21 protein-coding genes are annotated in these 25,796 nt (G+C 68.7%); 6 read left to right on the top strand and 15 right to left on the bottom strand.

Annotated elements, in window-relative coordinates; all coding sequences use genetic code 11:
- A complete protein-coding gene (lepA, locus tag HNO80_RS01430) occupies positions 1-1,854 on the bottom strand; it encodes a translation elongation factor 4 (protein WP_175321053.1) in 1,854 nt (617 codons plus the stop codon).
- 272 nt (positions 1,855-2,126) lie between these two features.
- Between lepA and HNO80_RS01425 the strand changes: the two genes are divergently transcribed.
- Together HNO80_RS01425 and rpsT are read left to right on the top strand one after the other, a co-directional pair.
- A complete protein-coding gene (locus HNO80_RS01425) occupies positions 2,127-2,678 on the top strand; it encodes a type II toxin-antitoxin system PemK/MazF family toxin (protein ID WP_175321052.1) in 552 nt (183 codons plus the stop codon).
- 223 nt (positions 2,679-2,901) lie between these two features.
- The gene (gene rpsT, locus HNO80_RS01420; protein WP_056739236.1) at positions 2,902-3,162 is read left to right on the top strand and encodes a 30S ribosomal protein S20; all 261 of its coding nucleotides are present in this window, start codon (positions 2,902-2,904) and stop codon (positions 3,160-3,162) included.
- 159 nt (positions 3,163-3,321) lie between these two features.
- Here the strand turns inward: rpsT and holA are convergent, their stop codons facing one another.
- The 8 genes from holA to HNO80_RS01380 form a co-directional block, all read right to left on the bottom strand.
- Positions 3,322-4,335, bottom strand: coding sequence for a DNA polymerase III subunit delta (gene holA, locus HNO80_RS01415; RefSeq protein WP_175321051.1), 1,014 nt, complete (start codon positions 4,333-4,335; stop codon positions 3,322-3,324).
- Positions 4,269-6,236, bottom strand: coding sequence for a ComEC/Rec2 family competence protein (locus HNO80_RS01410; RefSeq protein WP_249777086.1), 1,968 nt, complete (start codon positions 6,234-6,236; stop codon positions 4,269-4,271). Before HNO80_RS01410 ends, holA begins: the two co-directional genes overlap by 67 nt.
- A gap of 58 nt (positions 6,237-6,294) precedes the next feature.
- Positions 6,295-7,218, bottom strand: a complete 924-nt coding sequence (locus HNO80_RS01405) for a ComEA family DNA-binding protein (protein ID WP_175321050.1) — start codon at positions 7,216-7,218, stop codon at positions 6,295-6,297.
- A gap of 49 nt (positions 7,219-7,267) precedes the next feature.
- On the bottom strand, positions 7,268-8,293 hold the full coding sequence (locus HNO80_RS01400; protein ID WP_175321049.1) for a DegV family protein: 1,026 nt from the start codon (positions 8,291-8,293) through the stop codon (positions 7,268-7,270).
- A gap of 71 nt (positions 8,294-8,364) precedes the next feature.
- Positions 8,365-10,893, bottom strand: coding sequence for a leucine--tRNA ligase (gene leuS / locus HNO80_RS01395; protein WP_175321048.1), 2,529 nt, complete (start codon positions 10,891-10,893; stop codon positions 8,365-8,367).
- 345 nt (positions 10,894-11,238) lie between these two features.
- Positions 11,239-12,753, bottom strand: coding sequence for a glycerol kinase GlpK (gene glpK / locus HNO80_RS01390; protein ID WP_175321047.1), 1,515 nt, complete (start codon positions 12,751-12,753; stop codon positions 11,239-11,241).
- Between the two features lie 81 nt (positions 12,754-12,834).
- The gene (locus tag HNO80_RS01385; RefSeq protein ID WP_175321046.1) at positions 12,835-13,584 is read right to left on the bottom strand and encodes an MIP/aquaporin family protein; all 750 of its coding nucleotides are present in this window, start codon (positions 13,582-13,584) and stop codon (positions 12,835-12,837) included.
- A gap of 158 nt (positions 13,585-13,742) precedes the next feature.
- Positions 13,743-15,557, bottom strand: a complete 1,815-nt coding sequence (locus HNO80_RS01380; protein ID WP_175321045.1) for a glycerol-3-phosphate dehydrogenase/oxidase — start codon at positions 15,555-15,557, stop codon at positions 13,743-13,745.
- A 125-nt stretch (positions 15,558-15,682) separates the two neighbouring features.
- On the opposite strand from HNO80_RS01380, the gene HNO80_RS01375 reads away from it, so the two are divergent.
- Genes HNO80_RS01375 through HNO80_RS01360 form a run of 4 tightly spaced genes read left to right on the top strand, consistent with a single transcriptional unit; the run spans position 15,683 to position 19,586 of the window.
- Positions 15,683-16,645 (top strand): sugar-binding transcriptional regulator, encoded by a 963-nt coding sequence (locus HNO80_RS01375; protein WP_175321044.1) that lies wholly within the window; start codon positions 15,683-15,685, stop codon positions 16,643-16,645.
- A 48-nt stretch (positions 16,646-16,693) separates the two neighbouring features.
- A complete protein-coding gene (locus HNO80_RS01370; protein WP_175321043.1) occupies positions 16,694-17,563 on the top strand; it encodes an aldo/keto reductase in 870 nt (289 codons plus the stop codon).
- Between the two features lie 11 nt (positions 17,564-17,574).
- A complete protein-coding gene (locus HNO80_RS01365) occupies positions 17,575-18,504 on the top strand; it encodes an alpha/beta fold hydrolase (RefSeq protein WP_175321042.1) in 930 nt (309 codons plus the stop codon).
- Complete coding sequence (locus tag HNO80_RS01360; RefSeq protein WP_175321041.1) at positions 18,501-19,586, top strand: glycosyltransferase family 4 protein; 1,086 nt, start codon at positions 18,501-18,503, stop codon at positions 19,584-19,586. Before HNO80_RS01365 ends, HNO80_RS01360 begins: the two co-directional genes overlap by 4 nt.
- Here HNO80_RS01360 and HNO80_RS01355 read toward each other — a convergent pair.
- The 6 genes from HNO80_RS01355 to mihF form a co-directional block, all read right to left on the bottom strand.
- Complete coding sequence (locus tag HNO80_RS01355; protein ID WP_175321040.1) at positions 19,583-21,736, bottom strand: primosomal protein N'; 2,154 nt, start codon at positions 21,734-21,736, stop codon at positions 19,583-19,585. The genes HNO80_RS01360 and HNO80_RS01355 overlap by 4 nt on opposite strands.
- A 211-nt stretch (positions 21,737-21,947) precedes the next feature.
- Entirely contained in the window at positions 21,948-23,183 is a 1,236-nt protein-coding gene (gene metK, locus HNO80_RS01350; protein WP_175321039.1) for a methionine adenosyltransferase, read from the bottom strand.
- A 79-nt stretch (positions 23,184-23,262) separates the two neighbouring features.
- Entirely contained in the window at positions 23,263-24,522 is a 1,260-nt protein-coding gene (gene coaBC, locus HNO80_RS01345; RefSeq protein ID WP_175321038.1) for a bifunctional phosphopantothenoylcysteine decarboxylase/phosphopantothenate--cysteine ligase CoaBC, read from the bottom strand.
- A gap of 26 nt (positions 24,523-24,548) precedes the next feature.
- Entirely contained in the window at positions 24,549-24,812 is a 264-nt protein-coding gene (rpoZ, locus tag HNO80_RS01340; RefSeq protein ID WP_138769242.1) for a DNA-directed RNA polymerase subunit omega, read from the bottom strand.
- A gap of 39 nt (positions 24,813-24,851) precedes the next feature.
- On the bottom strand, positions 24,852-25,424 hold the full coding sequence (gmk, locus tag HNO80_RS01335) for a guanylate kinase (RefSeq protein WP_175321037.1): 573 nt from the start codon (positions 25,422-25,424) through the stop codon (positions 24,852-24,854).
- A gap of 39 nt (positions 25,425-25,463) precedes the next feature.
- Positions 25,464-25,781: an integration host factor, actinobacterial type gene (gene mihF, locus HNO80_RS01330; protein ID WP_175321036.1), complete on the bottom strand. Its 318-nt coding sequence runs from the start codon at positions 25,779-25,781 to the stop codon at positions 25,464-25,466.
- Between the last annotated feature and the right edge of the window lie 15 nt (positions 25,782-25,796).

Genomic DNA, 25,796 nt, shown 5'->3' with positions numbered 1-25,796 from the left:
CTACTTCTTGGCCTTGTCCTTGGACTCTTCGGTGGTGAGGGCGGCGATGAAGGCTTCCTGGGGCACCTCGACGCGGCCCACCATCTTCATGCGCTTCTTGCCTTCCTTCTGCTTCTCCAGCAGCTTGCGCTTTCGGGTGATGTCACCGCCGTAGCACTTGGCCAGCACGTCCTTGCGGATCGCCCGGATGCTTTCGCGGGCGATGATCCGGGAGCCGATGGCAGCCTGGATTGGCACCTCGAACTGCTGGCGCGGGATGAGTTCGCGCAGCTTGCCGGTCATCATCACGCCGTAGGCGTAGGCCTTGTCGCGGTGGGTGATGGCGCTGAAGGCGTCGACCTGTTCGCCCTGGAGCATGATGTCCACCTTGACCAGGTCGGCGACCTGGTCGCCGTCGGCCTTCCAGTCCAGCGAGCCGTAGCCGCGGGTCTTGGACTTCAGGATGTCGAAGAAGTCGAAGACGATTTCGGCCAGCGGCAGGCGGTAGCGGATCTCCACCCGGTCCTCGGAGAGGTAGTCCATGCCCCCCATGACGCCGCGGCGGCTCTGGCACAGTTCCATGATGGCGCCTACGAACTCGTTGGGCGCCAGGATCGTGGCGGAGACCATCGGTTCGCGGACCTCGGAGACCTTGCCGGTGGGGTATTCGCTGGGGTTGGTGACGTGGACGACCTTCTTGTCCTCCAGGGTCACCTCGTACTCAACGTTCGGGGCGGTGGAGATCAGGTCCAGCTTGTACTCGCGTTCGAGCCGCTCGCGGGTGATCTCGAGGTGCAGCAGACCCAGGAAGCCGACGCGGAAGCCAAAGCCCAGCGCGGCGGACGTCTCCGGCTCGTAGACCAGGGCGGCGTCGTTCAGCATCAGCTTTTCCAGCGCGTCCCGGAGCACCGGGTAGTCGGTGCCGTCCAGCGGATAGAGGCCGGAGAACACCATCGGCTTTGCGTCGGCGTAGCCGGGCAGGGAATCGGTGGCGGGCTTCGCCAGGTTGGTCACGGTGTCGCCGACCTTGGACTGGCGGACGTCCTTCACGCCCGTGATCAGGTAGCCGACCTCGCCGACGCCCAGGCCCTTGGACGGGGTGGGCTCCGGGGAGCTCACGCCGATTTCGAGCAGTTCGTGGGTGGCGCGGGTGGACATCATCTGGATGCGCTCACGCGGGTGCAGCATGCCGTCCACCACGCGGACGTACGTGACGACGCCGCGGTAGGTGTCGTAGACGGAGTCGAAGATCATCGCCCGGGCGGGGGCGTTCGGGTCGCCCACCGGGGCGGGGAGATCCCGGACGATCTTGTCCAGCAGGACTTCGACGCCGGCGCCGGTCTTGCCGGAAACGCGCAGCACCTCGTCCGGGTCCCCGCCGATCAGGTTGGCCAGCTCCTCGGCGTACTTCTCCGGTTGCGCCGCGGGCAGGTCGATCTTGTTCAGGACCGGGATGATCGTGAGGTTGTTCTCCATCGCCAGGTAGAGGTTGGCGAGGGTCTGCGCCTCAATGCCCTGGGCGGCGTCCACGAGCAGCACGGCGCCCTCGCAGGCGGCGAGGGACCGGGAGACTTCATAGGTGAAGTCGACGTGGCCGGGGGTGTCGATCATGTTCAGCGCGTAGCTGGTGCCGTCCAGCTCCCAGGGCATCCGGACAGCCTGGGACTTAATGGTGATGCCGCGTTCGCGCTCGATGTCCATCCGGTCCAGGTACTGGGCCTTCATGTCGCGGGACTGGACGACACCGGTGTACTGGAGCATCCGGTCGGCCAGGGTGGACTTGCCGTGGTCAATATGCGCAATGATGCAGAAGTTCCGGATGAGGGCCGGATCTGTTGCGGCAGGCACCGGGGCGGTGCGGGCCATGGGAGACACGCAGGGTCCTTACTGTTGGCAATACTTGGGGGCTGTACTGACGGGCTGTACAGCTGGGCTGTTCTACGGACGGGCGCAGCCGGTGTTCCACGTTGCGTGTTCCACCCAGCTGCGGCACGCCGCATTTCTCGTTCCTATAGTCTCCCACGTCCCGGACCGTGGCACTGCATTAGCGCCGGCACCGAGCGGGACCGCACGGCGCGGGCCGTCGCTGCCTGTCGTCACCGGCCGGTCAACGTTCGCCGGCGCGGGGCGGCCGGTAGGGTTTCCCCATGGCCTTGAATCTTCGCTCCTTCGGCAACGCCGTCCGCGGCGCCCTGCGCTTCCTCGACCGGCTCGGCGGCGGCGCGCCGCCCGCCACACGCCGCCCTGCCGGCAAGGCTCCCGCCCGGCAGCCGGCCCGCCCTTCCGGCGGACTGACCGGGACCTACCCGGGCGATTTCCAGGGCAAAGCCAAAGTGCAGTACAGCCCCGCCGCGAACGGCCGGGCCGAGCCCGGTGAGATCGTCTGGACCTGGGTCCCGTTCGAAGAGGACCACTCCCGGGGCAAGGACCGGCCGGTGCTGCTCGTGGGAAGCCAGGGCCGCTACCTGCTCGGCCTGATGCTCACCAGCAAGGACCACGACGGCGACGCGCGCCGCTCGGACGACTACGTCGACATCGGCACCGGACCCTGGGACCGGCAGTGGCGCCCCAGCGAAGCCAGGCTGGACCGCATCCTGCAGATCAACCCCCAGGACGTGCGCCGTGAGGGCGCCATCCTGGACGCCGGACGGTTCCGGGACATTTCGTCGGCGCTGCGCACGCGTCACGGCTGGTCCTGAAGTCCGGGCCCCGCGGTGACGCCGCCTCGGGGAGATCCGACCCGCGGCAGCGCAGCGGAAATCGCCACCGGGTTCGCGTCTCTGCTATTATTGACAGCTGTGTGTCCGTGCAGGTCGACGGCCACAGATGGTTGGTCGCCATAGGTATCCCCACGCCGCTCAGTCAATGGCCAATCTGAAAGCCCTCTAGACCATTTTCCGCATTGAAAAAGAGAGTTCACACGTGGCTAATATCAAGTCCCAGAAGAAGCGCATCCTGACCAACGAAAAGGCTCGCCTGCGCAACAACGCAGTCAAGTCCGAGCTGAAGACGGCCATCCGCGCCGTCAACACCGCCGTTGAGTCCACCGACAAGGATGCCGCTGCTGCTGCACTGGTTACTGCCAGCCGGAAGCTCGACAAGGCTGTCAGCAAGGGTGTTCTTCACAAGAACAACGCTGCAAACCGCAAGTCCGCGATCTCCAAGAAGGTCAACGCACTCTAAGGTTTTCCAGTTCAACTGAACTGATGATTGTGGCCGGTACCCCCTGGGTGCCGGCCACAGCCAGTTAAAGCGCCGGTCCGGAGGCCGGCAACGTGCCCGGGCGGCGCGGCAAGCCGTGGCGCGCCACCGCCTGGGCCGAGCGCGGTCGGGCGCGGGTCGTCAGCGGCGGACCGCGCCCGCAATCACCGTGACGGCGTGTTCCACCGCGTAGACCGGGTCGCGGGAGAGTCCCTTGACCTGCGCGTCAGCTTCTGCCGTGACCTGGATGGACCGGACCAGGCCCTCCGGAGTCCAGCGCCGCACGTCGCGCTGCGCCTGTTCCACGAGCCACGGCTGCATGCCCAGTTGCTTGGCGATCTGCGCCGAAGACCCCTGCGCCCCGGCTACCTTGGCCAGGGACCGCAGCTTCGAGGCGAGGGCAGCGACGATCGGCACCGGGTCGGCTCCGGTATCCAGTGCGTGGCGGAGGGTGGAGAGTGCCAGCGGCGCGTTCCCGGCCATGGCGGCATCGGCGACCTTGAAAGCCGTGGCCTCCACCCTGCCGCCGTAGTACCGGTCAACCATGTCGGAATCCACGCCGGTGGTGGCGTCGGCGATCAGCTGGCTGCAGGCGGCGGCGAGTTCAGCCAGGTTTGCCCCGACCGCGTTAACCAGGGCGTGCACGGCATCCGGCTCGATCCGCCGGGAGGCGGCCTTGAATTCTGTGGTGACAAAAGCCACCTTGTCCGCGTCCTTCTTCAACGGCTGGCAGTCAACCACGGGCCAGCCGCCCGCCTTGATCGCGTCGAGGAGCTTCTTGCCCCGCACTCCCCCGCCGTGACGCAGCACCAGGACGGCGTCCGGTTCGGGCTGGGCCAGGTACTTCAGGGCGTCGGCGAGGAAGGCGTCATTCATCGCCTCCAGGCCCTCCACCTCGATCAGCTTCTGCTCGCCGAAGAGGGACGGGCTGACGTTCATGGCCAGCGTGCCCGGTTCGTAACTGCCGGCGTTGAGACGGGTGACTTCGACGTCGGGGGCCGCGGCACGGACCTGGGAGCGGATCCGGTCCATGGCCCGGGAACCAAGGTAGTCCTCCGGTCCGCCGACCAGCACCACCGCCGCCGGCGTCACGTCGCGCCAGGTGGCGGTCTTCGTCGCCGTGGTCCTGGTGCGTTGGGTCTGGGCAGCAGCCACTCGTGTTTCCTCCGGGAAGTTGGTTTGCAGAATCTAAGCCTCCCACGGCGGGGGCGGTCCTCCAAGCCGCATCCGACGGGCCCCTTCAGGGTGCGGACGGTGCCCGGCGGCCGCTCATGACGGTGGAGAGTCCGGGTGAGGAAGAGCGTGGTCCGGTCATGCATTTTCAGGACCAGGCGTACGGCAGCGGCAGGGTGGGTAGCGAGCCAGACGCCCGTCAGGGTCAGCCCCGAGAGCGCCGCCATCGAGGACGAGCCCAAGGCGCCCTCCGGCCAGGGCAACGACGCGCCCGGCAGGGCCGCGAAGCAGCGGGCGATGCCGGCCACCCCCGCTGCGAAGGTGCCGGCAACGGCGATGAGAACAGCCGACACCGCGGGGACGACGGGGACGAGCGGCACGGCTGCCGTGCCGAGGACCGTGACCGGCGGCACCAGCACGGCGGCAGCCAGATTCGCGGGCAGCGCGTAGCTGGAGAACTGCGGCTGGAGCAGCACGATCACCGGGCTGCAGAACAATTGAGCGGACAACGGGACAGCGAGTCCGGCAGCCAGCCAGTGGGGCACGACGGCGGCCAGCCAACCCATGATGGGCCGGCCCACCACGACGATGCCAAGCGTGGCCAAAACGGAGAGCACAAAGCCGAAGTCGGTAGCCAGGGCCGGATTCGCCAGCAGCAAGCCGGTCGCGGCCACGCACAGCAGGCTGAGGCCGCGGCCGGCACGGCCAAACGCAAGCGCCCACAGCCCGATCGACCCCATCAGAGCGGCCCGGAGCACGCTGGCATCGGGCCCGACCATCAGCACGAAAAGTCCCAGCCCGGCCACGGCAAGTCCGGAAGCCGCCGGGCGGGGAAGCCGCAGGCTACGGGCCGCCAGCAGCAGGACCCCGAGGACCAGGCTGCAGTTGGCTCCGCTCACCGCGGTCAGGTGGGTCATTCCGACGGTTTTCATGGCCGCAGCCAGTTCGAGGTCCAGCTCACCGGTGTCGCCGGTCACCATCCCCGGCAGGAGTCCGCGCGCGTCGCCGGGCAACCCCGCGGCGGCGGCGCTGAATCCGCTCCGCAGGCCTGCCGGGACGTGCTCCCAGCCGGAGGCTGTCCGCAGACGGTGCGGCGCAGAAGAGGCCGAGAGGATGCCGGTCTCGGCCTCACCGGCTCCGGCTGGCCTGAGCCTGCCTGTGGCCCGGAAACGCTGCCCCGGCGCTGCGTGTCCCCAGTCGTCCCCGCCGAGGACAAGCAGCTTCACGGAGGCTTCCACGCGCCGGCCGTCGAAGACCAGGACGAGCAGGGTCACCGGCACGGCCCACCGGTCCGGCAACCCGGAGCGGCCCGGGGCGGAGAGCCGCCGCGGCATGCCGGCAACGTCGATCTCGGCCACCACGGACGCACCCGCGGCGACGGCCTCAGCGACAGCACCGTCGTTCCGCTGCGCCGATGCCACCGCCGAATGCGCGCCGGCGGCGCACGAGAGAAACAGAGCAACCGCCAAGGTGGCCCGGAAGCTTCGGGGTGCAGGTCTCCGGCGACGGGCACCGGGACGCAGCAACAGGGCAACCGCGGCGGCCGCCAGTCCGGCGCAGAGGGCGGCAAGCGCGATCGGGTCCAGCCATCCGCCAGCCACGGCAGTGCCCCAAGCCAACAGCGCGGCCGGCACCAGGCGGAGGTCGGTCCGGCGTCGTCGTCCCTGCGGGCCGGGCGGCACGGGCATGGCCCCGGCCCGGCGCCTGCGCAACGCCTCAAGGACACGGTTCCCCAGGCCGGCCAGTGCGGTACGCGCGGCTCCCCCGGCGCGGAACGAGCTGTCCGCCGCCCGCGCCGCGGGCACGCCCGGCGCCTCGGCCGTGCCCGGCGGCTGGCTCCTTTGCGGCGCAGCAGGGTCCAGCGGATCCCGGCTGCGGGCCATGGCATCGGCGGCGGCGTCCCGGAAAGCCTGCCAACGGGGCCGCCTTTCCCCCGGCACGTCAGACCCGCACCAGCGGCAATAGGGCTTCGAGCAGCTTGGGTCCAACACCCTCCACAGCGTCGAGTTCTTCGACGCTGCCGAAGCTGCCGTGCTGCTTGCGCCAGTCGACAATGCGCTGGGCCAAGACCGGACCGACGCGCGGCAGCGTCGCCAACTCTTCGACGCCGGCGGTGTTCAGGTTGATTTTCCCCGCTGGCGCTCCGGTGCCGCCGGAGGTCCCGGTGCCGCCGGTACTGGTGGAGGGGCCGGGAAGTTCAACCGGGTCCGGGCTGCCGCGCTCAGGGACGAGGACTTTCTGGCCGTCTTCGAGGATGGCGGCCAGGTTGAGCCGGTCCAGGTCGGCCGCGCGGGTGCTTCCGCCCGCGGCTTTGATCGCCTCGTGGATCCGGCTTCCGCGCGGCAGCTGCACCACCCCGGCCCTCGCCACGGCGCCGGCAACATGGACGACAATGGTGCCGGCCGCCGTCGCGCCGGGCATCTCCGCGGCGGCCGGGTGCGTAGTCTCCGGCGCCCCGCCGGGACCGGCGTCATCGGCTCCGGCTGGTCCGGACCCGTCCGCCGCCTCCGATCCGGGTGGCTCGCCCAGGGACTCAACCCGGGGCGCTCCGTCGGCCGTCTGCCACCAGAACCAGCCGGCCAGCAGCACCGAGATCACGGCGATCAACGCGGCGGCACTCCGCCCGCTGCGCCACCTGAACACCGCGGGCACTGCGGACTCCGCAGCAGCGGCCCGGTCAGGAGAGGCCCGGTCCGCAGCGGCCCCGTCCGGGGATCCGCCCGCCCGGGCTCCCCTGGCAGGCACATCACCGAGCAGCCCCTCCTCCGGCGCACTGCCGAGGCTGGCGGCCCAGCGGTGTCGGGCCACGCCGGATCCCGGGTGGGGTCCGCTGCGGGCTCCGGCCCCCGGGTATCGGCGCGACATGAAGCCAGCCTAGGGATGGAACCGGGCCCACCGACAGGCACCGGAACGGCTATGTGGAAAGCGCCCCGGCAACCCCCGGAGTCGGGCCGGCCCCGGGAAGCGGGGTGCTGCTCTCCCCCACAATCACGGCCAGCACGCCCAGTCCGGCGTGGGCCGCCAGCACGGCCGGCAGCGAACTAATCTGGGCGGGCGGGCAATCAGGCAACCGCTGTCCCAGCCGAGACGCCAGCTGCTCGGCCTCGGCGCGGTTGCCGAAGTGGTGCACGGCGATCCTGGCCTCGCCGCTTGGCCGCGACAGCGCGTCGGCGGCGGCGATTTCCTCCAGCCGGGCGATGGCGCGGGGCGCAGAACGGACCTTTTCCAGCGGGACGACCTTGCCGCCGTCGACCGCCAGGATCGGTTTGATCGAGAACATGGTGCCCCAGAGCGAGGCGGCCGCGCCGATCCGGCCACCGCGGCGCAGCTGCTCCAGGCTCGGCACATAGAAGTAGACCTTGGTGCGGGCCAGCCGTTCTTCGGCGAAGGTCCTCACCTCCTCCGCGCCCCGGCCGTCGGCAGCCGCGACGACGGCGCTTTGCACACCCATGCCCTGCGCCATACCGACCGTGCGGGAATCCACGACCACCACCGGGATTCCCACTTTGGCTGCTGCGAGCCGGGCGGAGTCCGCGGTGCCGGAGAGCTCCCCGGAAATGTGCAGCGAGACCACGGATTCGAAGCCGCGTGCCGCCGCCGCGAGGTAGGCCTGTTCGAACTGGCCGGGTGAGGGCCTGGAGGTCCGGACCGGCAAACCGCTGGCCAGCGCCACGGCAATGGTCTCGGCGATGTCGTCCTCGCCCTCGCCGTAGATCTCGGCGCCCACCATGACAGGCATCGGTACCACCGTCAGGCGGCCGTCGACGGTGAAGTCCCGCACCCATTCCGCCGGCAGCGCGGCGGCGGAATCAGTGACCACTGCAGTCCGCGCCGCCATGGCGCGCACTGGTTCGGGGGCGGCTCCGGGGCGGGCAGCCTGGCGGAGCCTGACGAGGCGCTCGCGCAGCCACAGCCAGCCCGGGGGCTCACGGTCCGGCACGAAGCACCTCCTGGAAAGAGTTCCGGCCGCCGGCTTCTGCCGGCGGCCGGTTCACGAACGGCCTTGCCCGGCTAGGCCGGGACGATGTTGACCAGTTTAGGTGCCCGCACAATGACCGTGCGGATCCCCCTGCCGTCCAGCGCGCGCTGGACATTTTCCGAGGCCAGCGCCAGTTCGCGCAGTTCGTCCTCGGAGATTCCCGGGGAAACCTCGAGCCGGTCCCGCACCTTGCCCTGGACCTGGACGACGGCGGTCACCGTATCCTGCACCAGCAGGGTCTCGTCGTGCGTGGGCCAGCCGGCGTTGGCTACCGACGCCGGGTGCCCCAGTACGTTCCACAGGTCCTCGGCGGTGTACGGCGCGAAGAGGCTCAGGATCACCGCAACAGCCTCCACGGCCTCGCGAACGGCAGGGTCCGCGCCGCCGGCGCCGGCATCAATGGTTTTACGGGTCGCGTTGACCAGTTCCATCAGCTTTGCCACCACCACGTTGAACTTGTTGTGGTCCAGCAGCGCCTGCGCGTCGGCGATGGTGCGGTGGGTGACGGTGCGCAGGGCGCGGTCACCGGCGGCGAAGTCGACGCCGGGCTCGCTGCTGACGTCCTGGCCGAGCCGCCAGGCGCGGGCCAGGAACTTCGCGGAGCCCGACGGCGACACATCCGCCCAGTCGACGTCGTCCTCCGGCGGGGAAGCGAAGATCATGGTGAGCCGCACGGCGTCGACGCCGAACTTGTCCAGCTGCTCGCCCAGGTCCACGCCGTTGCCGAGGGACTTGCTCATGGCCTTGCCGCCGTTGAGCACCTGGCCCTGGTTCAGCAGCGCCCTGAACGGTTCGTCGGCCTCGATCAGGCCCAGGTCGTGGATGACCTTGGTGAAGAAGCGGGCGTACAGCAGGTGCAGGATGGCGTGCTCCACCCCGCCGACGTACTGCCCCACGGGCATCCAGTCGTTGATCTTGGCCGGATCGAACGGACCCTCGGTGTAGTCGGGCGAGACGAAGCGCAGGAAGTACCAGGAGGAGTCCACGAAGGTGTCCATGGTGTCCGTGTCGCGCTTGGCCGGGCCGTGGCAGCTGGGGCACTCGACGTTGACCCAGGCTTCGGCGGCGGCCAGCGGGGAGGTGCCCTTCGGGGACAGATCCTCGCCGCGCAGGTCCTCCGGCAGGGTTACTGGCAGCTGGTCGTCCGGGACCGGGACCTCGCCGCAGGCCGGGCAGTGGATGATCGGAATCGGGGTGCCCCAGAACCGCTGGCGGCTCAGCAGCCAGTCGCGCAGGCGGAAGTTCACGAACTTCTCGCCGGTGCCCAGCTGCTCCAGGATCGCGATGGCGGTCGGGATGGCCTCGGCCTTCGGCAGCCCGTCCAGGGCGCCGGAGTTGATCAGGGTACCCTCGCCGGTGGTCGCCGTGCCGGACACGGCGGGGTTTTCCTCGCCGGTGTCCAGGACCGCCCGGACGGGCAGGTCGAAGGTCTTGGCGAAGTCCAGGTCGCGCTGGTCGTGGGCCGGGACAGCCATGATGGCGCCGGTGCCGTAATCGGCCAGCACGTAGTCGGCCGCCCAGACCGGCAGCTTCTCGCCGTTCAGCGGGTTGATGGCGTAGCGGCCGGTGAAGACGCCGGTCTTTTCCCGCTCGGTGGACTGGCGCTCAATCTCCGACAGCGCCTTGACCTGTTCGCGGTAGGCGTCCAGGGCCGCAGCGTGTTCCTCGGTGACCAGCTCGACAGCCAGCGGGGCGTCGGCGGCGACCACGAAGAACGTCGCGCCGTACAGGGTGTCCGGGCGCGTGGTGAAGACCGTGACGTCCTTGGCGGGCTTGCCGCCGTCGGCCTCGACCACGAAGTTGACGTGGGCGCCCTCGGAACGGCCGATCCAGTTCTTCTGCATGGCCAGGACCCGCTCGGGCCAGTGCCCGCGCAGCTCGTCCATGTCATCCAGCAGCCGGTCGGCGTAGTCGGTGATCTTGAAGTACCACTGGTTCAGGGACTTCTTCGTCACGGCGGTGCCGCACCGTTCGCAGGCGCCGTTGACGACCTGCTCGTTGGCCAGCACGGTCTGGTCCTTGGGGCACCAGTTGACCGGAGAGTTCTTGCGGTAGGCCAGCCCGCGCTCGTAAAAGCGCTTGAACAGCCACTGGGTCCAGCGGTAGTACCCGGGATCCGAGGTATGCAGCCGGCGGGACCAGTCAGCGGAGATGGCGTAGCGCTTGAACGACGCCGCCTGGGTGTCGATGTTGGCGTACGTCCACTCGCTGGGGTGCGCGTTCCGCTTGATGGCGGCGTTCTCCGCCGGCAGGCCGAAGGAGTCCCAGCCGATCGGGTGCAGCACATCGTAGCCCTGCTGGCGCAGGTAGCGGGCGACGACGTCGCCCATCGCGAATGCTTCGGCGTGGCCCATGTGCAGGTCGCCGGACGGGTACGGGAACATGTCCAGCACGTAGCGGCGTTCCTTCGAACCGTCGTCCAGGGGCGTGAAGACCTTGAGGTCCTCCCAGACCTGCGGCCATTTGGCCTCCATGGCGGCGAAGCTGTAGGCGCCCTCTTCGGGGCCTTCGCTCGCGACGGCTGCTGCTGTTCCGGTCTCTGTCTCCGGCTGAACGCTCACTGCTGGCCTCTTCTGTTCTTTCGATCTTGTCGGATCAGGACTGTCCCGCCTGATCCCTTGGTCCCCTGCTGCGGTCCGGTACATATCCCGGACACACAAAAGCCCCTCGACACGGAGGGGCTGCCGCTCGGCAATCCGGGTTTTCGCCGGGATGCCGGGCGGCTAACTAAGCAGGAGGATCGCACGCATACGACTACTTTAGCGCACCGCCTACCTCCCACCGTAAGTCGCCACGAGCGGCTGAAGCATGGACGCACTGGAGAGGGAGGCCGCACCCCGCCAGGGTGTGGTGGGCACCGCGAAGCGGGCAGGGCGGGTGCGGCCTCCCTCGACAGAGGCTGGGTCTTACTTCACGTCCTCGTCGACCCAGTCCATGGACTTGGTGACGGCCTTCTTCCAGAGACGCATCTGGCGCTCGCGCTCCGCCTGGTCCATCTTCGGTTCCCAGCGCTTGTCCTCGGACCAGTTGGCCGAGCACTCGCCCAGGTCCTTCCAGAAGCCGACGGCGAGGCCGGCCGCGTAGGCGGCGCCGAGCGAGGTCGTCTCGACGACCTTCGGCCGGATCACCGGCACGCCCAGGATGTCGGCCTGGAACTGCATCAGCGCGTCGTTGGCGACCATGCCGCCGTCGACCTTAAGTTCCGTCAGCGGAACCCCCGAGTCGGCGTTGACGGCGTCGAGCACCTCGCGGGTCTGGAACGCGGTGGCCTCCAGCGCCGCGCGGGCGATGTGGTTCTTGTTCACGAACCGGGTCAGGCCGACGATCGCGCCGCGGGCGTCGGAGCGCCAGTACGGCGCGAACAGGCCGGAGAAGGCCGGAACGATGTAGACGCCGCCGTTGTCCTCAACCGAAGCGGCCAGGGTCTCGACCTCCGGGGCGCTGCCGATCATGCCCAGATTGTCGCGCAGCCACTGGATCAGCGAACCGGTGACAGCGATCGAGCCTTCCAGGGCGTAGTGCGGCTTGGCGTCGCCGAGCTTGTAGCCGACCGTGGTCAGCAGCCCGTTCTTGGAGTGGACGATTTCCTCGCCGGTGTTGAAGATGAGGAAGCAGCCCGTGCCGTAGGTGTTCTTGGCCTCGCCGGCGTCGAACGCGGCCTGGCCGAAGGTTGCCGCCTGCTGGTCGCCGAGGATGCCGGCGACCGGAACTTCGCGCAGCAGCTGGGAGGTGTGGACAGTGCCGTACACCTCGGAGGAGGACTTGATGGCGGGCATCATGGAGGCCGGGACACCGAAGGCGTCCAGGATTTCCTGGTCCCAGGACAGCGTGTCGAGGTCCATGAACATGGTCCGGGACGCGTTGGTCACGTCGGTGACGTGCACGCCGCCATCGGTTCCGCCGGTGAGGTTCCACAGCACCCAGCTGTCGGTGTTGCCGAAGACGAGGTCGCCGGCTTCTGCCTTGGCCCGGGCGCCCTCGACGTTGTCGAGGATCCACTTGATCTTGGTGCCGGAGAAGTAGGTGGCCAGCGGCAGGCCGACCTTCTGCTTGAAACGCTCCAGCCCGCCGTCCTTGGCCAGTTCGTCGACGATCGGCTGGGTGCGGGTGTCCTGCCAGACGATAGCGTTGTAGACGGCCTTTCCGGTGGTCTTGTCCCAGACCACCGCGGTTTCGCGCTGGTTGGTGATGCCGACGGCGGCAATGTCGTGCCGGGTGAGATTGGCTTTGGACAGTGCGGAGGCGATGACCTCTCGGGTGTTGTTCCAGATCTCGGCGGGGTCGTGCTCCACCCAGCCGGCCTGCGGGAAAATCTGCTCGTGTTCCATCTGGCCGGAGGAAACGATGTTGCCGCTGTGGTCGAACACGATGGCGCGGGTGCTCGTCGTTCCCTGGTCAATGGCGATTACATACTGGTTCATGCTGACGTCCTTGTCTGTTGAGCCTGGCGGTTGAAGTGATGCGATTCGATCGGGTTTGGTTCAGGGTCCTGCGCGGCAGGATCAGGCGGCGGCGGTGGCGATGATCGGCACCACGGCTGCTACGACGCCGGCGAGTCCGCCGCCGATCAGCGGTCCGACGACCGGGATCCACGAGTAGCTCCAGTCCGAGGAACCCTTGCCCTTGATGGGCAGCAGGGCGTGGGCGATGCGCGGGCCAAGGTCACGGGCGGGGTTGATGGCGTAGCCGGTGGGGCCGCCGAGGGAAACACCGATGCCGACAACCAGCAGTGCCACGGCCAGCGGGCCAAGTCCCGACGGGGTCCCGCCGAAGGTCAGGATGACGAAGACGAGGACGAAGGTGCCGATGATTTCCGTGATCAGGTTCCACGGGGTGGAGCGGATGGCGGGTCCGGTGGAGAAAACGCCCAGCTTGCTGGCGGGCTCGGGCTCGACATCAAAGTGCTGCTTGTGGGCGAGCCACATCACGACGGCACCCAGGAATGCGCCCAGCAGTTCCCCGCCGAAGTAGGTCAGGGTGGAGCCGAAATCGACTGCGACACCGGGGGCGTACTCCTTCTTGCCGTTGAGCAGCAGGCCGAAGGTGACGGCCGGGTTCAGGTGCGCCCCGGACTTGGCCGCAACGAAGACACCGCAGAAGACGGCAATGCCCCATCCCCAGGTGACCATCAGGAACCCGCCGTTGTTGCCCTTCGTTCCTTTGAGCGCGACGTTGGCCACAACGCCGCAACCCAGCAGGGTCAGCATTGCGGTGCCGAATACTTCGGACAGGAAAACTATTCCAAGAGACATCTTTGACTCCTCTATTTTCTGTTGTCAGCCCTTCGCGAGTTTGAAGGGCCGTTGGGCCGGCAACGGTTTCGCGCTGCCGGCCGGCCACTGCGGGTTCCCCTGGGAGAAACCCCGCAGCCCTTGTGCCCGGAAGGTCCAGCCTCCGGACACTCAAGTCGTCAGGCGACCAGGCTGTGTACCTGGACGCCGTGGAACCGCTGGAGCACCTCCTGGGCGTGGTCGATCTCGGCGGTCCGGGCCGCCGCGTCCCAGCCCAGCGGTCCGGACAGGATCTCGGCGACCTCGTTCAGCAACTCCCCCGTCACGAGCCCGCGGAACGCGAGTGAGGTGCGGCGGATCAGCACGTCCACCAGGTGTCCGATCTGCTCGTTGGCCGCCATGAACTCCAGCTCCCGGACGCTCAGTTCCCGGGTGGAGTGCAGCAGCCGGTCGGGCCCGGCATCGAGGTAGGCCATGACGTCCACCGCGCGGGTGCCGTAGCGGGTGAGCAGGCCCGCCGTCCGGTCTGCGTCGCGGCCGGCCCCCATGTGGGCCTTGATCCAGCGCTGGACGCCGTCCTCGGTTTCGGGGAAGCCTGCCCCGCCGCCGATGGCAAGTTTGGCGGTCGAGACTTTCCGTTCCATGCCGAGTTCGGCGAGGACGTCGTTACTGAGGTGTTCGGCGAGGGCCCGGAACGTGGTCCACTTGCCGCCCACCAGGCTGAGCACGACGGCGCCGCCGGCGGCCAGCTGTGCCGAACCCTTGCCGGGCCCGCGGCGTTCGATCCGGTAGTCGCGGCTGACGAAGCCCGGCTGCGTGGCGTCGTGCTTGGGCAGCGGACGGACACCGGAGAAGGTGTAGACGATCTGCTCGCGGTCAACCGCGATGTCCGGGAAGACGTGCCCGATGAGGTCGAAGAAGTAGTCGATCTCGGCGTCGGTGCAGACGGTGTCCTCGGACAGGTCGGCGTCGATGTCGGTGGTGCCGACCAGCACGCGGTCACCCATCGGGTAGATCAGCACGATCCGGCCGTCCGTGTGCTCGAAGAAGATCTCCCGGCCCTGGCAGGCCTCGAGCAGCCCGGGGTGGTCCAGGACGATATGGGAGCCCTTGGTGCCGCCCATGAACGACGAGGCGGCGCCCATGGCCTGGTTAGTCAGGTCCACCCAGGCGCCGGTGGTGTTGACCACGACGTCGGCGCTGAAATCGAAGACGTCACCGGTCAGTTCGTCCCGGAGCTGGACGGTTCCGGCCTTCGCGCCGGCGGTCGCGGTGCCGTTGCCGGAACCGGCCGCGCCGTCCATCGAGACCAGGGAGAGGTAGTTGCTGGCCCGGGCGCCGTTGCCGGCCGCCTCGCCGGCCTTCTCGCCGTCCTGGAGCACGTCCAGGGTGAGCCGCTCCGGGTTGTGCACGGAGGCGTCGAAGTAGGTCGCGGCGTACTTGATGCCGGGGTGCAGCCGGGGCAGTTCGGCCAGGGCGCGCTTGCGGCCGCGGAACTGGTGGCGCGGCACGGTGCCGCCGTCACGGGAGAACGAGTCGTACATGCTCAGGCCCAGCTTGATCAGGAAGGCGCCGCGCTCGGTGTGCTTTCCCTGCTTGTGGGTCAGGAACCGCAGCGGCGCGGCAAGGATGCCCGAAAAGGTGCTGAAGATCGGGATGGTGGTCTGCAGCGGCTTCACGTAGTGCGGCGCAATCCGGAGGAGCCGGTTGCGTTCCACCACAGACTCCTGGACGAGGCGGAACTCGCCGTTTTCCAGGTACCGGATGCCGCCGTGAATCATGTGCGAGGAGGCGCCGCTGGCTCCCTGGCAGAAGTCGCCGCGTTCGACGAGGGCAACGTCGACACCCTGCAGGGCCAGGTCACGGAAGGTTCCGACTCCGTTGATGCCGCCGCCGATGATGAGCACCTGCGCGTGCGGACGGTTCCGCAACTGCTGCACGGACGTGCGCTGTGTGCTCGACGCCGGATTGCCGGATGAAACCTTGTTTCCCAAAACTGCTCCTTGGGGATTGATGCTGTGCGGCGCGCCCACCGGGCACGTCGCCGTTCAACACTATTCTTTGGACTAATGGAAAATGGAGTCAAGCACTATGCACAAACGTGCAGATTGGAAATGGAATGTCGCCAACCCGCCAGTCCGACGCCCTCCGGGCCGCCCAGTTGTATTACCTCCAGGACCTGACGATGGACGCCATCGCCCGTGAGCTCCGGACGTCCCGCTCGACCGTCTCGCGGCTGCTGTCGGCGGCCCGGGAATCGGGGCTCGTGCAGATCCAGATCCGCAGCCCGCTGGACACCGGACCCGAGCTCGCCAGCATGATCCGCGCCGAATACAAGGTCGATGTGCACGTCGTCCCGGTGGTGGACACGCTCAACGAGGCCGAAACGCTGGACCGCGTGGCAATGCAGGCCGCACGTACCATCGGCCCGCTCGTGGACTCGAACGCGATCATCGGGGTGGCGTGGGGTTCGACGCTGAGCGCGGTGAGCCGGCACCTGACCCGGAAGATCACCCATGACAGCATCATCGTGCAGCTCAACGGAGCCGGAAACATGCAGACCACGGGCATCACCTACGCCTCGGACATCATGCGGCGCTTCGGCAGCGCCTACGGAGCGCGGGTGGAACAGTTCCCGGTGCCGGCGTTCTTTGACCACGCCGCGACCAAGAAGGCCATGTGGAATGAGCGCAGTGTTCAACGGATCCTGCAGCTGCAGTCCCGGATGAGCATCGCCATTTTCGGTGTGGGATCGGTCGACGCCGACTACCCCAGCCACGTCTACGCCGGCGGCTACCTGGACGAGGACGACCTGAGCGTCCTGGCGAGTTCCGACGTCGTCGGCGACGTCGCCACCGTCTTCTTCCGCGCGGACGGCTCCTCGGACGGCATTACCCTCAACGAACGCTCCACCGGGCCCGACCTGGCCCAGCTCCGGCAGGTCCGGCGCCGGATCTGCGTGGTCTCCGGCGCGTCCAAGATCAACGGGTTGCGCGGGGCGCTCGCTGCCGGCCTGGCCACGGACCTGATCCTGGATGAGGCCAGCGCCCGGCGGCTGGTCAGTGCCGAGGGCCTGTCCTGACGGCCGGTCACCCGCGGCCGGGTGCCCGGAATGGGTAGAGTCGTTGCTATGAGAATCTCCCCCCGGCTGACCTTGAACAATGGCGTGATGATGGACCGCCTCGGGTTCGGGCTTTACAAGGTTCCGCCCGCGGACGCCGCCGGGCTCGTGACCATGGCGCTGGAGGCCGGTTACCGTCATTTCGACACTGCGGCGATGTACGGGAACGAGACGGGCGTCGGGAAAGCGATCGGCGCCCTGTCCGCCTTCGACGGTTCCAACGGCGGCTCCGGCGAGCTGCACCCCTCGCTCGCCCGGGAGGACATTTTCGTGACCACCAAGCTCTGGAATGATGACCAGGGCTATGACGCGACGCTGCGTGCCTTCGACACCTCGATCGCCAAGCTGGGCCTCGAATATGTGGACCTCTACCTGATCCACTGGCCGTGCGCCCGGCGCGGACTCTTCACGGAGAGCTACCGCGCACTCGAATCGCTCTACCGCGAAGGGAAGGTCCGCGCCATCGGGGTGTCCAACTTCCAGCCCGCACATCTGGAGCGGCTGCTCCAGACCGCCGAAGTGGTACCCGCGGTCAACCAGATTGAGCTGCATCCCTGGCTGCAACAGGCCGAGCTGAGATCCCTGCACGCGTCGCTGGGCATCACCACCGAGGCGTGGAGCCCGCTGGGCCGGGGCCAGGTGCTGGAGGACCCGGTGGTGCTGGAGCTCGCCGCGGCGCACCGGCGGACCGCGGCCCAGGTCATCCTGCGCTGGCACCTGGAGCTGGGCAACGTCGTCATCCCCAAAGCCAGCTCCTACGCGCGGATCCGCGAGAACCACGACATCTTCGGTTTCAGCCTCAGCACCGCGGACCTGGACGCCCTGGCCGGCCTGGACCGGGGATTCCGCACCGGCTCGAACCCCGACGACGTCAACTAGGACCCGAACGAATGGAACACGTGGCCACCGAGCCTACCCCCCTGCCTCCCCTGCTCAGCCCCGAACTGGAAACGCGCAGCAGCGCCTCCGCGGTGGACCTGGACGGTACACGGGTCGCCTACTGGAGCTATGAGCCGGTCCGGGAGACCGCCGACACCCGGACCATCCTTGTGATCCACGGCTTCCGCGGCGACCACCACGGCCTGCTCCGGGTGGTCGACCAGCTGCCCGAGATGCGCCTCATCATGCCGGACCTGCCGGGGTTCGGCGCCTCCGCCGCGTTCCGGGCCGGCGGGCACAGCGTTAGTGGTTACGGCCGGTTCATCGCTGACTTCATGGCCGCCCTCGGGCTGGGCCAGGACACGGTGTTGCTGGGCCACTCCTTCGGTTCGATCATCGCCAGCCACTTCGTGGCGGACCATCCCGGCGCGGTCGCCGAACTGATTCTGATCAACCCCATCGCCGCACCCGCGCTGGAGGGGCCCAAGGGGCTGATGACCAAGGCCGCGGTGCTGTACTACGAGGCGGCGGCCCGGCTCCCCCGCGGACTCGGGAACGCGCTGTTGCGCAACCAGCTGATCGTCCGGGTGATGAGTGAGACCATGGCCAAGACCCCGGACAAGGCGCTGCGCAGGTTCGTCCACGCCCAGCACAGCGCGTACTTCTCCGCCTTCGCCGACCGCGACAGCCTGCTCGAAGCCTTCAAGGCCTCGGTCAGCAGCAACGTCGCGGAGGTGGCCCCGCGGCTGGCCCTGCCGGTGTTGCTCGTGGCCGGCGAGAAGGACGAAATCGCCACCCTCCCCGACCAGCACAAGCTGCTCCCGCTGCTGCCGGACGCCAGCCTCGAAGTCATTCCCGGCGTCGGGCACCTGATCCATTATGAAACCCCGGAACCCGCCGCGGGCTTCATCCGACGCTTCCTGAAGGACCACGCCGCGTGAAAATCCTTATTGACGCCCGCTTCACCAGGCTCGACCACCACGATGGCATCAGCCGTTACGGCGCCAGCCTCATTGCCGCGACCGCCAAGGTCGCGGACGTCTCCATGCTGATCAGCGATACGCGCCAGCTGGCCTTGCTCCCGGACGTCCCCTACACCCTGATCAACAGCCCGCTCTCGCCCGCGGAGTTGTTCGTGGCGGGCAAGGTCAACCCGCTGGGGGCCGACGTGGTGGTGTGCCCGATGCAGACCATGGGCAGCTGGGGCCGGAAGTACGCCCTGGTCCTGACCCTGCACGACCTGATCTACTACGAGCACCCGGCACCTCCCGGCTTCCTCCCGGCCCCGGTCCGCGTCCTCTGGCGGCTCTACCACAAGGCGTTCTGGCCCCAGCGGGTCCTGCTGAACCGGGCCGACGTCGTCGCGACCATCAGCTCCACCACCGAGGCCCTGATGGCGAAATACCGCCTGACGAAGCGACCGGTCCGGATCGTCGGCAACGCCCCGCAGCCCGGGCTGACGCCTCGGGATCCCGGCGCCGGCGCCGACAAGACGCTGCTCTACATGGGGTCCTTCATGCCCTACAAGAATGTCGAAACCATGGTCAAGGGCATGGCCGGGCTGCCCGAGATGACACTGCACCTGCTGAGCCGGATCACGCCCGAACGCAGGGCCGAGCTGGAGGCGCTGGCCCCCGCGGGCGCCAGCATCTTGTTCCACAACGGCGTCACGGATGCCGAGTACGAGGCGCTGCTGGCCCGCACCACCGCTCTGGTCAGCCTCTCCAAGGCCGAGGGCTACGGCCTGCCGCTCGTGGAAGCGATGTCGCACGGCACTCCGGTCATCGCCAGCGACATTCCGATTTTCCGCGAGGTGGGCGCCGACGCCGTCAGTTACGTCGACCCTGACTCCCCGTCCGCGTTTGCCGCCGCGGTCCGCGAGCTCGAGGAGCCCGAGCTCTGGAAGGAGCGCTCCAGCCGTGCGGTGCAGCGCGCGGCCGGGTTCAGCTGGGACGCCTCCGCGCAGCGCCTGCTGGCCGCCGCCGAAGAGGCCGTGGCCCTGCGTCGGCGCAAGCGCCGCTAGAGCACGTCGACGCCGTCGAGCCGCAGCTGCACCGGATCGTCGGTGCGCTTGGCGGCGGCCGCGGCCTTGACCGCGCGCATGGCCTTCGTGGCCTCGGTGGCTTCGGCGTACGGGATGAAGAGCAGCGTCCGCACGTCCTCGCCGCCGCGCCGCTCCGCACCGGCCGCCGGTGACGCGGTTCCGGATCCGCCGACGCCCGGCAGCGGCGCCGGTCCGGCCTGCCGCAGCACGATGCCCTGTTTGGCCAGCGCCCGTTCGACGGCCTGGGTGAAGTGCCCGACGGCGGTCCGGCCGCCGGTGACGGACGCGATCCGGACCGCCGGCGGCAGGGACAGCTCCTGCCGCAGGGCGAGCTCGCGCCCGGCGTACCCAGCGGGGTCCCAGCGCAGCAGTGCCCCGACTCCTGCCGTGTCCTCGGCGGTGACGACCACAAGGCCGCCCTCGGCCGCGGAACGGACCAGGGCGGCGGCGTTGAACCAGCGCCGCACGGCGTCCTCGCCCGCGCGGAGGTTCTCGCGGCGCAGCAGCGAGTCGCCGTCGAGCAGCAGTGCGGCCGCGTACCCGCCCGCCGCGACCGGTTCGGCGCCGACCGTCGCGACCACGAGCGCCTTTGAGTCCGGGACCGTGGCCAGGACGCGGTCGCCGGAGGAAGTGACGACGGGTTTGCCCGGAAACGCCCGGCCCAGTTCCTCTGCCGTCCGCAGGGCCCCGGTGGCGCCCCGCCGGAGCCGGACCCCGTTGCAGTGCACGCAGTGCCAGTCCGGGGCGGCCGCGGAGCACCACCGGCACACAGGTACCGCGGCGCTGCCGGCGGGCCCGGAAATGGCCAGCGGGCCGTTGCAGGCGGTGCAGCGCGCCGCTTCGCGGCAGCGTTCGCAGGCCAGGGACGGCGCGTATCCGGCCCGGGCGACCTGAACGAGGACGGGACCGCGTTCCAGGCCTTCCTTCGCGGCGCGCCATGCGGCGCCCGGCAACCGGGCGATCCGCGCCAGCGGGTCGCGCTCCTGTTCGAAACTGTCCGCGGTGTTCTGGACGCGCGGGACGCTGCGGCGCATCACGGAGCGCTCCGCCTCGACCGGGCGGGCCCAGCCGGATTCCACCAGTCGCTGCGTCTCCGTGCTGCGGGCGTGCCCGGCGAGCAGGCAGGCGGCGCTTTCATGCGCGGCCCGGAGCAGCAGGACTTCACGGGCGTGGGCGTAGGGGGAACGCTGCTCGATGTGCAGGTCGTCGCCGTCGTCCCAGCACACCACCAGGCCCAGGTTCCGCACCGGGGCGTAGGCGGCGGAACGGGTGCCCACAGCGACCCCTGCGGCACCGCTGAGGACCCGCAGGAAGTTGCGGTACCGCGGGGTCTGTCCGTCGTCGGCCGTGAGCCGGGCGACGTCGCCGGCCGGCAGGTGTTCCAGCAGGGCCGCCTCCACCCGGTCCAGGTCCCGGTAGTCCGGCACCACGACGACGGCGCCCCGGTCGGAGCGGCGGACGGCGGCAACGGCCTCGGCAACCATCCGGGGCCAGCCGCCGGGACCAAACCCCTGCAGGGCGCTCAGCACGGCACGCGGCGACTCCCCCGCTCCCAGGTGCTGGAGGAACGCCGGGCCGTTGTGATACTCCGCCCAGCCAGACGGAGGGGCAGCAGGCAGCTCAGCACGGGCGTCGTCGCCGGCGGCGAAGAGCGCCGGGTCGAGAAGGCCGCCCGGTGCGTAGTCCTTTTCCATTTTGGCCATCCGGGGCGGGATGGCGACGCGCAGGACGTCGCTGACAGTTCCGGCGTAGCGCGCCGCGACCCTCCCGGCCAGTTCGGCCACGGCGGGCGTGAGCACCGGAACCGGGGACACGACCTTGAACAGCGGCACCAGCGGGTGGCCGGCGTCGGACGCCGCCGTGCGTTCCAGCAGGTATCCGCCAAGCTCCTGGCCGCTGAATTTCACCTTGACCCGCACGCCCGGCCGGGCCACGGCGTCGAGGTCCGCCGGCACGCTGTAGTCGAACGGGCGGTCCAGGTGCGGGAGGGAGGATTCCAGCAGCACCCGGGCCACCGGCAGTTCCGCGGCAAGGGCAGGCCCGGCGGCTGCCGCGGAGGCGGGGAAGCCGTGCAGCAGCGAGAGCTGAAGCGGTTCCTCCGGCGCGGCGGCGCGGCGGTCTGGAGTCATGGTGCCTGCCTCCCTTCGGCGCTGGAATGGGTCAAGTAAAAAGCCTGGAAACTCCGACAACCAGGGTATGGATCAACATTAAAGCTGTAGCCAGGCCGCCGTTCGGCGGCCTGGCTACAGCACATCACAGAGCTGTGACATTCAAGAGCTGTGACATTCAAGAGCTGTGACATTGAAGAGCTATGACAACATCCAGCGGTTCGGCCGGTTCTTAGGCGTTGAAGAAGGCCTTCAGCTCGTCGACCCGGTCCAGGCGCTCCCAGGTGAAGTCAGGCTCCTCGCGGCCGAAGTGGCCGTGCGCGGCCGTCTTGGCGTAGATCGGACGCTTGAGGTCGAGCGCGTCGATGATGGCGCGGGGGCGGAGGTCGAAAATCTCGGCAATCGCGGCGCTGATCCGGGCCGGATCGACGGTTTCGGTCCCGAAGGTCTCCACGTAGGTGCCAACCGGGCGGGCCTGGCCGATCGCATAGGCGATCTGGATTTCGGCGCGCTTCGCGAGCCCGGCGGCCACCACGTTCTTGGCAACCCAGCGCATCGCGTAGGCGGCGGAGCGGTCCACCTTGGACGGATCCTTGCCGGAGAACGCGCCGCCGCCGTGCCGGGCCATGCCGCCGTAGGTGTCGACGATGATCTTGCGGCCGGTCAGTCCGGCGTCACCCACCGGACCGCCGATCACGAAGGCGCCGGCCGGGTTAAGGATGTTGCGGGCCCGGGAGATGTCCAGGTTGGACAGCGCCATGACCGGGTCGACGACGTGCTCGGCGAGGTCGGCGCGGAGCTGGTCCAGGCTGGCGCCTTCCGCATGCTGGCTCGAGATCACGACGGTCTCGACCGAGACCGGACGGTCGCCGTCGTAGCCCACGGTGACCTGGGTCTTGCCGTCGGGGCGCAGGTAGCCCAGCTGGCCCGACTTGCGGACCTCGGTGAGCCGCTCGGAAAGCCGGTGCGCGAGCCAGATCGGGACCGGCATGTAGGACGGGGTCTCGTCGCTGGCGTAGCCGAACATGATGCCCTGGTCGCCGGCGCCCTGGAGGTCGTAATCGTCTTCCTGGCGGCCTTCGCGCGCTTCGAGGGAGTTGAACACGCCGCCGGCGATGTCGTTGGACTGCTGGCCGATGGAGACCGACACGCCGCAGCGGGCGCCGTCGAAGCCGTTCGCGGAAGAGTCGTAGCCGATTCCCAGGATGGTCTCGCGGACGATCTGCGGGATCTCGACGTAGGCGTCCGTGGTGACTTCACCGGCCACGTGCACCAAGCCGGTGGTGGCGAGGGTCTCGACCGCGACGCGGGACTCCGGGTCCTTGGCCAGCAGGGCGTCGAGGATCGCATCGCTGATCTGGTCACAGATCTTGTCGGGGTGTCCTTCGGTCACCGACTCGGACGTGAAGAGCCGGAGCGAGGCGGGCGTGGACCCATGGAAGTCTGGGATGTGCAGCGGTAAAGTCACTCAACTACCTTACTGGTTGGGAAACGGACGTCCGGCGGCGTGTGTCCCCCTGCTAAGGAGACCTTGATTACGCCAGCGCTTATGCGGGCGGGACAACCCGGCTTAACTCGGCGCTGATGCGGTCAATGACGGCAGCCGCGACGTCGGATTTGGAACCCGACGCCTCTTGGGGTTCGGAGCCAGACCGCGAAAGGATGACTACGGCGTTGCTGTCCTGGCCAAAGACCTGGTTCTGGCCCACCTGGTTGACCACCAGCAGGTCGCAGGCCTTGCGGCGCAGCTTGGCCTGCGCGTACTCGAGGACGTCTCCGTCGGCGTCGCCGGTTTCGGCCGCGAAACCCACGATCAGCTGGTTGCGGGACGCGGCGTCACGGACCTCGACGAGTTCCCGGAGGATGTCCGGGTTGCGGACCAGCGAAATCACGGGATCGGCGACGTCGTCGCGCTTCTTGATTTTGGTTCCGGAGACATCCGCGGGGCGGAAGTCCGCCACAGCGGCGGCCATGATGACGACGTCGGAATCGGCGGCGGCATGCAGGGCCGCCTTGCGCAGTTCCAGCGCGGTCTCAACCTGCACCACCTCGACGCCGGCGGGGGCCGGGACGTCCATGTGGGCCGCCAGCAGCCGGACCCGGGCGCCGGCCTCGCGGGCGGCGACGGCCAGCGCCACGCCTTGCTTGCCGGAGGAACGGTTGCCCAGGAACCGGACCGGGTCCAGCGGTTCGCGGGTGCCGCCGGCGCTGACGGTGACGGTGAGCCCGGCCAGGGGCCCGGCTGCGGAGGCGGTGGTGGGCACCGTGTTAGGCACGGCCGGAGCGCCGGCCAGGGCCAGCGCGGCAGCGAAGATTGCCTCGGGTTCGGGCAGCCGGCCCGGACCGGAATCCGCCCCGGTCAGCCGGCCCGTGGCGGGTTCGAGCACGGTGATGCCGCGGCTGCGCAGCGTTTCCACGTTGGCCTGGGTTGCCGGGTGCCGCCACATTTCGGTGTGCATGGCCGGGGCCATCAGGACCGGGCCGCCGGCCATCAGCAGCGTGTTGGTCAGCAGGTCATTAGCCTGGCCGGTGGCGGCGCGGGCCAGCAGGTCAGCCGTGGCCGGTGCCACCACGATCAGTTCCGCCTCGTGGCCGAGCCGGACATGGTTGACGGTGTGCACCTCGTCGAAGACGCTGTTGCTGACCGGGTGCCCGGAGAGGGCCTCCCAGGTGGCCACGCCGACGAACCGGGTGGCGGCCTCGGTGGGAATGACGGTGACGTCATGGCCGGCTTCAGTAAAAAGCCGGAGGAGCGACGCCACCTTGTAGGCGGCAATCCCTCCCCCGACTCCGAGGACTATGCGCACGTGACCTCCGTCAGGCAGCAGAGTTATTACTCTGCGGCGGCTTCGATCGGCGTGGAAACGAGCTTGCCTTCGTTGATTTCGCGCAGGGCGATGGACAGCGACTTTTCGTTCAGCTTGGTGTCGACCAGCGGGCCGACGTACTCGAACAGGCCCTCGTGCAGCTGGGCGTAGTAGGCGTTGATCTGCCGGGCGCGCTTGGCACCGAAAATCACCAGTCCGTACTTCGAATCGGCAGCCTTCAGCAGCTCGTCGATCGGCGGGTTGATGATGCCTTCAAGGTTCGTGGACACGAATTCTCCAAATTCTAACGGGCCAATCCGACCCTGCGGTTAGTGCGGGCGCGGCGTTAGCCCCATGAGTGAAACAAGCTCATCCGCTGCCCGACGTACGTCATCATTGATGACTGTGTGATCGAACTCCGGTTCAGCGGCTAGTTCTACTTTACCGGTTTCCAGCCGTCGCTGCTGTTCCTCGGCGGATTCGGTGCCGCGGCCCACCAGGCGGCGCACCAATTCTTCCCAGCTTGGCGGGGCTAGGAAGACGAACTGCGCGTCCGGAACGGCCTTCTTCACCTGGCGTGCGCCCTGCAGGTCAATTTCCAAAAGCACCGAGCGACCCTCAGCAATTGCCGCGTCTACTGTGCTCTTGAGGGTGCCGTAAGTGTTTTGTCCATGCACCACAGCCCATTCCAAGAGTTCTCCTGCTGCCACGAGGGCATCAAACTCCTCCTTGGACTTGAAGTAGTAGTGCACCCCGTCGATCTCACCGGGCCGCGGCGGGCGGGTGGTTGCGGAGACCGAAAGCCAGACTTCGGGATAGTGGTCCCGAATATAGGTGGACACGGTGCCTTTGCCGACAGCCGTCGGACCGGCGAGGACTGTCAGTCCGGGTTTCTTGCTCACGTATTCCTTTGGGCGGTGGTGGAAGCTCGGCGGGCCAAGCTATTTCTCGTCTATAAAATCTACCAGCGCCCGGCGCTGGTGGATTCCCAGGCCGCGCACCCGCCGGGAGGCCGCGATGCCGATCCGGTCCATGATCGCCGCGGCGCGCACGTGCCCGATTCCCGGCAGCGCTTCCAGCAGCTCCACGACCCGCATCCGGGCGATCGCTTCGTCCGTCTCCCCCGCACTGAGCAGTTCCGCGATCGACAGTTCCCCCGACTTCAGCCGCTCCTTCGCGGCCGCCCGGGCCAGCCTGGCCGCGGCGGCCTTGTGCAGGGCGTCGGCACGCTCCTGCGGCGTGAGGGGTCGCAAGCTCACTGAGGTCCTCCCTGC

Origin of the sequence: Arthrobacter sp. C9C5, assembly GCF_013359735.1 — a bacterium.
Taxonomy (GTDB): Bacteria; Actinomycetota; Actinomycetes; order Actinomycetales; family Micrococcaceae; genus Arthrobacter.
Note: the sequence above shows the minus strand (reverse complement) of the source record. Positions and strands in the feature narration are given on the sequence as shown.